A 12,063-nucleotide genomic window follows, 5' to 3' on the forward strand; every position below is an offset into this window, starting at 1 on the left:
AGAAGAATTGTTTCTGCACATGTCCCCGGTGCCATCAGGAGGTGCCGCCTCACGGCTTGTGTGATCGCGGGGGCGGCTCTGCTGCCGCCGCTGCTGATCCTTCCGATGTCCGGTGCCGACGACGCGGACGACCGGCGTCTGCAGGACGCCTTCACGAGCGCGGCGCGCGAGTTCCACGTGCCGCGCAGTGTGCTCATGAGCGTGTCCTACATGCAGTCCCGCTGGGACTCCCATCCCGGCGCGCCCAGCGTCGCCGGCGGTTTTGGCCCCATGCACCTGGTGGACGCCGACCGCGTCCAGGCCTCGGCGGCACCGTCCGCACCGCAGGCGCCGCTCGACGGTCAGACCCCGCCCCGCACGGGCGCGGCGGGAACGCCCGCCACGGGGCCACGGGCCGTGCAGCCGGCGGACCTACGGAACGCGGCCCGCCTGATCCACGTTCCGGCCGAACGCCTGCGCACGGACGACGTCACCAACGTCCGTGGCGGAGCGGCACTCCTCGCGGCCACACAACGCCAGCTCGGCAAGCCTCTGAGCGCCGACCCGGCGGACTGGTGGGAGACGGTCGCGCGCTTCCCGGGCACCCCTGACGTCGCGTCGGCCGCGGCCTACGCCGACGACGTCTTCGCCCTGATCCGGCGGGGGGCGCACCGCACCACCGCCGAAGGACAGGACGTCGCGCTCCCCGCCACCCCCGGCCTGCAACCGCACCCCCGCACTCCCCGGGCGCAGGGCCCGCAGCGGCCGAGCCAGGTCGAGTGCCCCGCCGAACTGACCTGTGACTGGCTCGGCGCGCCGTACGAGGAGATCGGCGACGGCGACTACGGCAACCACGACCTGGCCGACCGGCCCAGGGACCAGCCGATCGAGTACATCGTCATCCACGACACCGAGGCCGTGCTGCCGAGCATGCTCCAGACGGTGCAGGACCCGACGGAGTCGTCGTGGCACTACTCGATCCGCTCCAGCGACGGCCATGTCACCCAGCACATCCGGACCAAGGACGAGGCCTGGCACTCCGGCAGCCAGTTCGTGAACGCCCGCTCGATCGGCATCGAGCACGAGGGGTTCCTCACGCAGCCCGGGACCTGGTACACGGAGCGGATGTACCAGTCCTCGGCACGCCTGGTGCGGTACCTGGCGCAGAAGTACAGCATCCCGCTCGACCGCCAGCACATCTTCGGCCATGACAACGTGCCCGCCCCGACCGCCGGCAGCATCCCCGACATGCACGACGATCCCGGTCCCTTCTGGGACTGGCGGCACTACTTCGACCTCCTCGGAGCACCGCTGAAGGCCACCGCGGGCCCGGACAGCGACATGGTGACGATCCTGCCGGACTTCGCGAAGCACAAGCCCGAGTACACGGGATGCGGCGGCAGCGGCAAGCCGTGCCCGCCGCACGGCTCCAGCGCCGTCCGCCTGCACACCGAACCGAACGAGAAGGCCCCGCTGATCCAGGACCCGGGCCGCAAGCCCAACGGCGACGATTCCACGAAGGACGTCAACGACCTGGGGTCACGCGTGTCCACCGGCCAGACCTTCGCCGTCGCCGACCGCAGGGGCGACTGGACGGCCATCTGGTTCCAGGGCCACAAGGCGTGGTTCGAGAACCCCAGGAAGCAGCCGACCGCCGTGGGTGCCAGCGGGCGCATGATCACGCCGAAGGAGGGTCTGGACGAGATCCCGGTGTACGGCCGCGCCCTCCCCGAGGAGGACGCGTACCCGCAGGACGTCGACGGGCCGGCCGAGTCGCCGCTGCCGTACCCGATCCTGGCGGGCCAGCGGTACGTGACCCAGGCCGGCGTCGGCAGCTCCTACACCGCCAAGTCCTTCAGCGACACGCCCAACCCGGTGGTGTGGGGCCGGGAACGGTACTACGAGATCCAGCTCGGCCACCGGCTCGCGTACGTCCGGGCCAGCGACGTCGACGTGGTGAACTCGTCCGGCGCGGCGGGACCGAAGGGTCAGAAGGCGGCCGTTCCGGGCGGGCGCTGACGGCAGGCGAGCCGGGACGGGTCCGGCTTCCACTCGGAAGGAGCCGCGGCGCGGCGTCTTCACCGGGCCGTGAGGTGCGCGGGCACTTCACGGCCTTCTCGCGGACACCGGCGCGGGCCGGGATCCCGCTGCCGTGGTCCCCGTGCGTCCGGGATCGTTGCAGGGCGGTCGCGGTCGACGGCGGCGACACAGCCGAGACCGTACCGGTGCACGGTGCCGGGCAGACGGGGCACTCGGCCTGACCATAACTGTCGCGATGGCCGGAAACAGGCGATTTGCGCGCGCCCCGGAGAAAACCGTTTGAAATTCACCACTCTGCGACGCGAACCTTTCACGGCTTGTCGCCGCTCCCCGCGGCGTTCCGCTCTTTCCCTGCCCTTGTCACGAGCCACTGGGACGTCATGCAGATTCAAGACCTTCCGTATCCCGATCCGGGCGTGCCCGACGCGCGTTCGGGTCCCCGATTCCTGTGGTGGCTCTGGCGCAACCAATGGGGCGGGCAGCTGAAGTCGCTCGCCTGGGGCCTGCTGCACTTCGTCTCCGTCTCGGCCCTCCCCTTCTGCGTCGGCCTCGCCGTGCAGGCGGCCGTCGACCGCTCCGGCACCCGGCTGGCCCTGACGGGTGCTCTGATGCTGCTGTGCGGAACGGGTATCGCCGTCGGCGACACCTTCCTGCACCGGACCGCCGTCACGAACTGGATCACCGCGGCCGCCCGCGTCCAGCAACTGCTCGCGCGCAAGGCAGCCCAGCTGGGCTCGGCCCTGACCCGGCGGGTGGCCGCCGGCGAGGTGGTGGCCGTCTCCACCGGCGACGTGGAGAAGATCGGCTGGTTCGTCGAGGCCGTCTCCCGGTTCACCGCCGCCGCGCTCACGGTCCTGGTCGTCTGCGTCAGCCTCCTCCTGTACCAGCCCGCGCTCGGTGGGGTCGTCGCCGTGGGCCTGCCCGTCGTCGCCCTTGCGGTACTGCCGCTGCTGCCCCGGGCGACGCGCCGCGCCGACGTGCAGCGCGAGAAGGCGGGGCGGGCCACCGAACTGGCCTCCGACACCGTCGCCGGCCTGCGGGTGCTGCGCGGCATCGGCGGCGAGGAACTGTTCCTCGACCGCTACCGCCGGGCCTCGCAGGAGGTGCGGCACGCCGCCGTGCGCAGTGCGCGGATGTGGTCGCTGATCTCCGCCGTCCAGGTGCTGCTGCCCGGCCTGCTGCTGATCGCGGTCGTCTGGCACGGCATCGGCCTGGCCCGCCAGGGCCGGATCACGGTCGGCGAACTCGTCACGGTCTACAGCGCGGTCATGATCCTGAACTATCCGCTGCGGCACTTCGAGGAGATCGCCATGGCGTACTCCTTCTCCCGCCCCTCGGCCAAGCGGGCCGCGCGCGTGCTGTCGCTGGAGCGGTCCACGGCCACCGACGGCACCCGGACGGCCGAGGTGCCGGGCGGCGACCTGTACGACCCCGCGACCGGACTGCTCGCTCCCGCCGGCCGGTTCACCGCCGTCGTCTGCGGTGACCCGGACGCGGCCGGCAGGCTCGCCGAACGGCTGGGCGGCCACCCCACGGAGCCGGGCCCATCGGTGCTGCTGGGCGGGGTCCCGCTGGACGAACTCCCCCTGGACAGCGCCCGGACCGCCGTCCTCGTCCAGGACAAGGAGCCGGTACTGCTCTCGGGCACGCTGCGCGATCTGTTCGACGTGCCCGCCTCCGGTGCCGTGCGGGCCGAGGACGCGCTGGCGGCAGCGCAGTGCGAGGACGTGCTGGACGCTCTCGTGCAGGGTTCGCTGGACGCGGCCGACCCGATGGACGCCAGGATCACCGAGCGCGGACGCTCGCTGTCCGGCGGCCAGCGCCAGCGGCTCGCCCTCGCCCGGTCGCTCCTCACCGATCCGGAGGTGCTGGTGCTGGACGAACCGACCTCCGCGGTCGACTCGCACACCGAGGCCCGGATCGCGGACGGGCTGCGCCGACTACGGTCGGGACGGACGACGGTGGTGTTCACCTCCTCCCCGCTGCTGCTCGACCGCGCGGACCGGGTCGCCCTGGTGCACGAGGGGGAGGTCGTGGCGGTCGGCGTGCACCGCGAACTCGTAGACGACGAGCCGCGGTACCGGGCCGTGGTGACCCGGGAGACCGACGGGGAACTGACCGCGACCGACGAGGGCGTCCTCCTGGAGGCACTCCAGGAGCTGGAAGAGATCGAGGAGAGCGCATGATCGGCGTTGCGCCACCGGCGTACGACCCGGCGGCCCCGACGACCGCCACCACCCTGCCCGTCGGTGCCACCGCGACCGTGCGCGCCTACGTCACCGAGCTGTTCCGCCGGCACCGGCGGGCCTTCCTGCTGCTCATCACCGTCAACACAGTGGCTGTGGTCGCCTCCATGGTGGGCCCGTACCTGCTCGGCGGCCTGGTCGAGCGGGTGACGGACGGGGCGCGCGACCTCCATCTGGGTCCGACCGCCGGGCTGTTCGTGCTCGCGCTGGCCGTGCAGGCCGGGTTCGTCCGGCAGGTGCGGCTGCGCGGCGCGATGCTGGGCGAGCGGATGCTGGCCGACCTGCGCGAGGACTTCCTCGTGCGCTCCGTCGGACTGCCGCCGGGCGTGCTGGAGCGGGCGGGCACCGGTGACCTGCTCTCCCGCATCACGACCGACATCGACCGCCTGGCCAACGCCATGCGCGAGGCCGTGCCACAGCTGGCCATCGGTTTCGTGTGGGCCCTGCTGCTGCTCGGCGGACTGGTCGTGACGGCCCCGCCGCTGGCCGCCGCCGTGCTGCTCGCCGTCCCGGTCCTCGTGGTCGGCTGCCGCTGGTACTTCAAGCGGGCACCGTCCGGCTACCGTTCGGAAGCCGCCGGGTACGCCGCCGTCGCCGCCGCTCTCGCCGAGACCGTGGACGCGGGCCGCACCATCGAGGCACACCGGCTCGGCGCCCGCCGCGTGGCCCTGTCGGAGCAGAGGATCTCGCAGTGGGTCGCGTGGGAGCGCTACACCCTCTGGCTCCGCTCCGTGCTCTTCCCGGTCATCAACACTGTCCACCTGCTCGTGCTCGGCTCGGTCCTGATGGTCGGCGGCGTCTTCGTCCTGCACGGCTGGATCGGCGTGGGCCAGCTGACCACGGGCGCGCTCATCGCCCAGATGCTGGTCGATCCGGTGAACCTGATCCTGCGCTGGTACGACGAGGTGCAGGTCGCCCAGGTGTCGCTTGCCCGGCTGGTCGGCGTGCGGGACATCGAGCCCGAGGCCGGGGAGGCCGCACTGGTCCCCGACGGGCGGGACGTGCACGCCGACCGGGTGCGCTTCGGCTACCGCGAGGGCGTCGACGTGCTGCGGAAGGTCTCCCTGGAGGTCGCGCCGGGCACCCGGCTCGCCCTGGTCGGGCCGTCCGGCGCGGGCAAGTCCACGCTGGGCCGGCTGCTCGCCGGGATCTACGCGCCCCGGGACGGCCGGGTCACGCTGGGCGGGGCGGAGCTGTCCCGGATGCCCGCGGAACGCGTCCGCTGCCACGTCGCCCTCGTCAACCAGGAGCACCACGTCTTCGTGGGCTCCCTGCGCGACAACCTCCTGCTGGCCCGCACCGGCGCGACGGACGCCGAGCTGTGGGCGGCCCTGGGCGCGGTCGACGCCGACGGATGGGCACGGGCACTGGACGACGGCCTGGACACCGAGGTGGGCTCCGGCGGCTCGGCGCTGACCCCGGCGCAGGCCCAGCAGATCGCGCTGGCCCGGCTGGTCCTGGCCGACCCGCACACGCTGGTCCTGGACGAAGCCACCTCGCTGCTCGACCCGCGCGCGGCCCGCCACCTGGAACGCTCCCTGGCGCGTGTCCTCGACGGCCGCACCGTGGTCGCCATCGCCCACCGTCTGCACACCGCCCACGACGCCGACGTGATCGCCGTCGTCGAGGACGGCCGCATCAGCGAGCTGGGCAGCCACGAGGAGCTGGTCACGGCGGAGGGTGCCTACGCGGCGCTGTGGCGGTCGTGGCACGGGTGAGATCCGTGGCGCGCCGGGGGCCGGCCCGGTGGGTCTGGTCGGTCCGGCCGCCTTGGCCGGTCCGGCTGACTCGGCGCACTCGAGGTCCGCACGGTCCGCACGACCCACCCGGTCCGTCCGGGGCGACTGATCGGCTGCGCCCAGTGGCTCGCCTCGGTCGGCTCGGACGGTGGCGAAGCCCGCCTCACCGGTGTGGCACCCGTACCCGGCCGGGGCCCCGGACGCCGGGTCCCGCAGCCGTCGGTCGCCGTGACCGGGTCCCTGTGGGTCCGGCCGGGCCCCGGCACGGGCGCGGCCCCGCCGGGACTCGTGCCGTTGCGCGGTGCCGAGCAGGGGTGGAAGTCTGGAAAGCGGCACCGGCTCGGGGTGTCTCCGGGAACCTGGCGGTTCCCGGTGCGTCCCCGCGTCCGGCGTGCCGGCGGTCCGCCGCCCACTGGGACGGCACCGGACCGTGCTGACCACCTGGAGGTAGTCGTGGACACGGACGGCTGGGGGGACGACGTCTACCAGCCCGATCCCTCGGAGATCCCGGAGGATTCGGGGGTGCTCGACGTCGAGGACACCCTGGATTTCGACGGCGTCGCCGAACCTCTCGACCGCGGCTGGTCCCCTCCGGAGCGCCCGTGGGCGGTCGAGCACATCGGCGTGACGGCGGCCGAGCGCCAGGCGGGCGAGACCCTCGACCAACGGCTCGCCGAGGAGCAGCCGGACCTCGCCGCCCCGGACGGCGACGGCATCGGTGACGTCGACGGCACGGACGGCGAGCCGCTGGACAACGAGGTCGGCAACTTCCGCTCCGGCCGGCTGGTGGCCCCCGACGAGGGTGCGCACGAGGACGAGGAGGCCGCCCTCGTCGCGACCGACGTCGGCATCGACGGTGCCGCCGCCTCCGCCGAGGAAGCCGCGATGCACATCGTCGACGAGGACTCCCTGCCCGGCTGAGCACGGCCCTTCGGCCCTCCCCGCCCCGAGCGTCCCGCACCAGGAGCCGCCATGCAGCAGGACAAGCACCCCGACTACCACCCCGTGGTCTTCCGGGACCGCGCCGCCGGATACGCCTTCCTGACCCGGTCCACCGCGCGGAGCGAGCAGACCATCGAGTGGGACGACGGCCAGACCTACCCGGTGATCGACGTGGAGATCTCCTCGGAGAGCCACCCCTTCTACACGGGCAGGGCCCGCACGGTCGACACCGAGGGCCGCATCGCCCGCTTCGAGCGCCGGTACGGTGCGGCGGACGCGGGCGAGGCCACCTGACAAGGCGGGCCTTCCCACTCCTCGGGGCCCCCTCAGATCAGGTTGAGGGCGGCGGCGCAGCCCGCTCCCCCGAGCAGCATGAACGCCGGCATCAGCACCTTCAGCTCCACCCAGCTGCCCGCCCGGAACCGCATCGCCTTCGGCGGCCCCAGCGGGTACCAGCGCTTGCGCCCGACCGGGATCGGCCACAGGATCGGGCAGCCGGACACGGTCAGCGCGTCCCCGATGTCGTGCACCAGCGCGCCCAGCACGATCGGCAGTCCCAGCCAGAGGTACTCCTGGCCGGGCTCGGTGAACAGCCAGTCCGAGCCGTTGCCCGGCTTGTCCAGCACGCCCGCCAGGATCCACGCGCTGGTCGCCGCCAGCAACCAGACCAGGACATCGCTGCTGGAACCCCGCGCCGCCCGCCACAGCAGACCTTCGATGGCGAGCACCATGTGAGCGAACAGGATCGCCAGGACCGCCCAGCGGCCCCCGGTGATCGCTGCGGCAGAGCAGCCGGCGCCGATCAGGACGGCCCACAGCCAGGTGTGCGTCAGTGTGCGGTGCCCGCCGGAGCGACGCGGGTCGCCCTGCTTCCTGGTCGCCTTGTAGACGGCGTACGACAGCTTGTCCACGATCTCGCAGAGCCAGCGGGAGAGCGGGCCGAAGGCCCGGGAGATGGTGGCGGCCTTGTGGTCGAGGTCCGGGGCGAGTGCGGCACCGGCGCAGATCAGGGCACCGGAAAGGAGGACCGGCCAGGGCATCGGATGTCCCGCCGCCGCGGTGGCGGCTCCGACGCCGAGCCAGGCCGCGGCCCCCGACAGTGAGTGTGCTGGTCCCATCATGGCCGCTTCCCGCCCCATTCCTCATGTGCCGCTGACCAGTTGACCTGGTGCGCTGACGCCGCGTCGGCGACACAGCGTAGCGTTCATGATCTTCGCATCCCCAGCCGATTCCCCGGTCGGGCTCGAGGCCAGGCAAGATGGGGGCGTGACCCTCATCGATCAGCTGCCGCCGACCGCCGACCCCGACGCCCTGTACGAAGCCTTCGAGTCGTGGGCGCAGGAGCGCGGCCTCACCCTCTACCCCCACCAGGAGGAGGCGCTGATCGAGGTGGTCTCCGGGGCGAACGTGATCGTCTCGACGCCCACCGGCTCCGGCAAGAGCATGATCGCCGCCGGCGCGCACTTCGCCGCGCTGGCCCGGGACGAGGTCACCTTCTACACGGCACCGATCAAGGCGCTGGTGTCGGAGAAGTTCTTCGAGCTGTGCAAGATCTTCGGCACCGAGAACGTCGGCATGCTCACCGGCGACGCCTCCGTGAACGCCGACGCGCCCGTCATCTGCTGCACCGCCGAGGTGCTGGCGTCGATCGCGCTGCGTGACGGCAAGGACGCGGACGTCGGCCAGGTCGTCATGGACGAGTTCCACTTCTACGCGGAGGGTGATCGCGGCTGGGCCTGGCAGATCCCGCTGCTGGAACTGCCGCAGGCGCAGTTCATCCTGATGTCGGCCACTCTGGGCGACGTGTCCTTCTTCGAGAAGGACCTCACCCGCCGCACCGGCCGCCCCACCTCGGTGGTCCGTTCGGCGACCCGCCCGGTGCCCCTCTCCTACGAGTACAGGCTGACCCCGCTCACCGAGACGCTCACCGACCTGCTGGAGACCAAGCAGGCGCCGGTGTACATCGTGCACTTCACACAGGCGCAGGCCGTGGAGCGGGCGCAGGCGCTCATGAGCATCAACATGTGCTCCCGTGAGGAGAAGGACCGGATCGCCGAGTTGATCGGCAACTTCCGCTTCACGACCAAGTTCGGCCGTAACCTCTCCCGTTACGTCCGGCACGGCATCGGTGTGCACCACGCCGGCATGCTGCCCAAGTACCGGCGCCTGGTGGAGAAGCTCGCCCAGGCCGGTCTGCTCAAGGTCATCTGCGGCACGGACACGCTCGGTGTGGGCGTCAACGTGCCGATCCGCACGGTGCTCTTCACCGCGCTGACCAAGTACGACGGCAGCCGGGTGCGCACGCTGCGGGCCCGTGAGTTCCACCAGATCGCGGGCCGGGCCGGCCGGGCCGGCTTCGACACGGCGGGGCTCGTGGTCGCGCAGGCGCCGGAGCACGTCATCGAGAACGAGAAGGCGCTGGCGAAGGCGGGCGACGACCCGAAGAAGCGGCGCAAGGTGGTCCGCAAGAAGGCGCCGGAGGGCTTCGTCGGCTGGACGGAGAACACCTTCCAGAAGCTGATCGAGTCGGAGCCGGAGCCTCTGACGTCGCGGTTCCGGGTGACGCACACGATGCTGCTCTCCGTGATCGCCCGGCCGGGCAACGCCTTCGAGGCGATGCGTCATCTCCTGGAGGACAACCACGAGCCGCGCCGGCAGCAGTTGCGGCACATCCGCCGGGCGATCGCGATCTACCGGTCGCTGCTGGACGGCGGAATCGTGGAGAAGCTGGACAAGCCGGATGCCGAGGGCCGCATCGTGCGGCTCACGGTCGACCTCCAGCAGGACTTCGCGCTGAACCAGCCGCTGTCCACGTTCGCCCTGGCCGCGTTCGAACTCCTCGACCCGGAGTCGCCGTCCTACGCGCTGGACATGGTCTCCGTCGTCGAATCCACTCTGGACGACCCCCGGCAGATCCTCGTCGCCCAGCAGAACAAGGCGCGCGGCGAGGCCGTGGCGGCGATGAAGGCGGACGGCGTCGAGTACGAGGAGCGCATGGAGCGCCTCCAGGACGTCACGTACCCGAAGCCGCTGGAAGAGCTGCTCTTCCACGCGTACAACACCTACCGCAAGAGCCACCCGTGGGTAGGCGACCACCCGCTGTCGCCCAAGTCGGTGGTCCGGGACATGTACGAGCGGGCGCTGTCCTTCACCGAGCTGGTGTCCTTCTACGAGCTGGCCCGCACCGAGGGCATCGTGCTGCGCTACCTCGCCAGCGCCTACAAGACCCTGGACCACACCATCCCGGACGACCTGAAGTCCGAGGATCTCCAGGATCTGATCGAGTGGCTGGGCGAGATGGTGCGCCAGGTGGACTCCAGCCTGCTGGACGAGTGGGAGCAGCTCGCCAACCCGGAGGAGATGACCGCCGAGGAGGCCCAGGAGAAGGCGGACGAGGTCAAGCCGGTCACCACCAACGCCCGCGCCTTCCGCGTCCTGGTCCGCAACGCCATGTTCCGCCGCGTGGAGCTGGCCGCCCTGGACCAGGTCGAGGAACTGGGCGAGCTGGACGCCGAGTCCGGATGGGACGCCGAGGCGTGGGGCGAGGCGATGGACAGGTACTGGGACGAGTACGACGACCTCGGCACCGGGCCCGACGCCCGGGGCCCCAAGCTGCTGGTCATCAAGGAGGAGCCGGAGAACGGCCTCTGGCGGGTACGGCAGATCTTCGACGACCCGAACGGCGACCACGACTGGGGCATCAGCGCCGAGATCGACCTCGCGGCTTCCGACGCCGAGGGGCGTGCGGTCGTCCGCGTCACCGACGTCGGCCAGCTGTGAGCCGTCCCCGGCCCGTGGCATGCCAAGGAGAATCCCACTGATGACGAATCCGGCCGAGAGACTGGTCGACCTCCTCGACCTGGAGCAGATAGAGGTCAACATCTTCCGTGGCCGCAGCCCGCAGGAGTCCCTGCAACGGGTCTTCGGCGGACAGGTGGCCGGACAGGCGCTGGTCGCCGCCGGCCGCACCACGGACGGCGAGCGCCCGGTGCACTCGCTGCACGCGTACTTCCTGCGCCCGGGCCGGCCGGGCGTGCCGATCGTGTACCAGGTGGAGCGGGTCCGCGACGGACGCTCCTTCACGACGCGCCGGGTCACGGCCGTGCAGCAGGGCCGCACGATCTTCAATCTGACCGCCTCCTTTCACAAGCCTGAGGAAGGACCGTTCGAGCACCAGCTGCCGCCGGCCCGCGAGGTGCCGGACCCCGAGTCGCTGCCGACGGTGTCCGAGGAGATCCGCAAGCACCTGGGGGCCTTGCCGGAGCAGCTGGAGCGGATGGCGCGCCGCCAGCCGTTCGACATCCGGTACGTCGACCGGCTGCGCTGGAACGCCGAGGAGATCGAGGGCGCCGAGCCGCGCAGCGCCGTGTGGATGCGCGCGGTCGGCCCGCTCGGTGACGACCCGCTGGTCCACACGTGCGCGCTGACCTACGCGAGCGACATGACCCTCCTGGACGCGGTGCGCCTGCCGGTGGAGCCCCTGTGGGGGCCGCGGAACTTCGACATGGCCTCGCTAGACCACGCCATGTGGTTCCACCGGCCGTTCCGCGCGGACGAGTGGTTCCTGTACGACCAGGAGTCGCCGATCGCCACCGGCGGCCGTGGGCTGGCCCGTGGGCGCATCTACGACCTGGAGGGCCGACTGCTCGTCTCGGTCGTGCAGGAGGGACTGTTCCGGGCCCTGTAGCAGCGGGCGACAGCCGTGCCTGGCTGTTCAGACTCGCGCGGGCGGTGCCGGCCGTGCGTTTCTGCGCCGTAGCCAGGACCGCAGACCGCGGGACGAGGGCGGCGGAAGGGGCTGCGCCGGCTCGTGCTCGCGAGGGGGCGGTGGCACCGTCGGCCGCGCGGCCGGCTCCCGCGGAACGGCGTACCGGCGGGGCAGCACCCGCGGCCCGGGGTGCCGCACGGCCGACTCCGTGGGTGCCGTCGCCGCCGCCATGAGCTGTGCCGCCACCGACTCGGGAAGCCGCGTCCGCATCCGCAGGACGCGGGGTCCCGACTCCGCTGGGCGCGCCGCCGGCTGCGGATGCCGTACCTCCGGCTCCGGGACCGGTGCCGCCGTTTCCCGAGACGGTGGGGTCTCACGCACGGAGTCCGGACCCTGTGCGGCGGACTTC

8 protein-coding genes are annotated in these 12,063 nt (G+C 72.0%); 7 read left to right on the forward strand and 1 reads right to left on the reverse strand.

The window, feature by feature from the left end; all coding sequences use genetic code 11:
- Positions 1–105 precede the first annotated feature (105 nt).
- The 5 genes from LG395_RS21465 to LG395_RS21485 all read left to right on the forward strand — a co-directional run bounded on the left by LG395_RS21465 (position 106) and on the right by LG395_RS21485 (position 7,240).
- Positions 106–1,998 carry an N-acetylmuramoyl-L-alanine amidase gene (locus tag LG395_RS21465; RefSeq protein WP_225810883.1) on the forward strand — a complete coding sequence of 631 codons (1,893 nt, stop codon included), beginning with the start codon at positions 106–108 and terminating at the stop codon, positions 1,996–1,998.
- 401 nt (positions 1,999–2,399) lie between these two features.
- Complete coding sequence (locus LG395_RS21470) at positions 2,400–4,205, forward strand: ABC transporter ATP-binding protein (RefSeq protein ID WP_225810884.1); 1,806 nt, start codon at positions 2,400–2,402, stop codon at positions 4,203–4,205.
- The gene (locus tag LG395_RS21475; RefSeq protein ID WP_225810885.1) at positions 4,202–5,983 is read left to right on the forward strand and encodes an ABC transporter ATP-binding protein; all 1,782 of its coding nucleotides are present in this window, start codon (positions 4,202–4,204) and stop codon (positions 5,981–5,983) included. The genes LG395_RS21470 and LG395_RS21475 overlap by 4 nt, the downstream gene beginning before the upstream one ends.
- A 474-nt stretch (positions 5,984–6,457) precedes the next feature.
- A complete protein-coding gene (locus LG395_RS21480) occupies positions 6,458–6,925 on the forward strand; it encodes a DUF5709 domain-containing protein (RefSeq protein ID WP_225810886.1) in 468 nt (155 codons plus the stop codon).
- A gap of 51 nt (positions 6,926–6,976) precedes the next feature.
- Positions 6,977–7,240, forward strand: coding sequence for a type B 50S ribosomal protein L31 (locus LG395_RS21485; RefSeq protein WP_225810887.1), 264 nt, complete (start codon positions 6,977–6,979; stop codon positions 7,238–7,240).
- 32 nt (positions 7,241–7,272) lie between these two features.
- Here the strand turns inward: LG395_RS21485 and LG395_RS21490 are convergent, their stop codons facing one another.
- Positions 7,273–8,067, reverse strand: a complete 795-nt coding sequence (locus tag LG395_RS21490; RefSeq protein WP_171158710.1) for a metal-dependent hydrolase — start codon at positions 8,065–8,067, stop codon at positions 7,273–7,275.
- Between the two features lie 145 nt (positions 8,068–8,212).
- Between LG395_RS21490 and LG395_RS21495 the strand changes: the two genes are divergently transcribed.
- Together LG395_RS21495 and LG395_RS21500 are read left to right on the forward strand one after the other, a co-directional pair.
- On the forward strand, positions 8,213–10,726 hold the full coding sequence (locus LG395_RS21495; protein ID WP_225810888.1) for a DEAD/DEAH box helicase: 2,514 nt from the start codon (positions 8,213–8,215) through the stop codon (positions 10,724–10,726).
- Positions 10,727–10,766: 40 nt separating this feature from the next.
- Complete coding sequence (locus tag LG395_RS21500) at positions 10,767–11,633, forward strand: acyl-CoA thioesterase (RefSeq protein WP_171158708.1); 867 nt, start codon at positions 10,767–10,769, stop codon at positions 11,631–11,633.
- The last annotated feature ends 430 nt before the right edge of the window (positions 11,634–12,063 follow it).

The organism is Streptomyces spinosus (assembly GCF_020400655.1).
Taxonomy (GTDB): Bacteria; Actinomycetota; Actinomycetes; order Streptomycetales; family Streptomycetaceae; genus Streptomyces; species Streptomyces argyrophylli.

Coding starts and splice junctions, on each gene's coding strand:
- LG395_RS21465 (WP_225810883.1), top strand. CDS start 106: ATGTCCGGTGCCGACGACGCGGACGACCGGCGTCTGCAGGACGCCTTC.
- LG395_RS21470 (WP_225810884.1), top strand. CDS start 2,400: ATGCAGATTCAAGACCTTCCGTATCCCGATCCGGGCGTGCCCGACGCG.
- LG395_RS21475 (WP_225810885.1), top strand. CDS start 4,202: ATGATCGGCGTTGCGCCACCGGCGTACGACCCGGCGGCCCCGACGACC.
- LG395_RS21485 (WP_225810887.1), top strand. CDS start 6,977: ATGCAGCAGGACAAGCACCCCGACTACCACCCCGTGGTCTTCCGGGAC.
- LG395_RS21490 (WP_171158710.1), bottom strand. CDS start 8,067: ATGATGGGACCAGCACACTCACTGTCGGGGGCCGCGGCCTGGCTCGGC.
- LG395_RS21500 (WP_171158708.1), top strand. CDS start 10,767: ATGACGAATCCGGCCGAGAGACTGGTCGACCTCCTCGACCTGGAGCAG.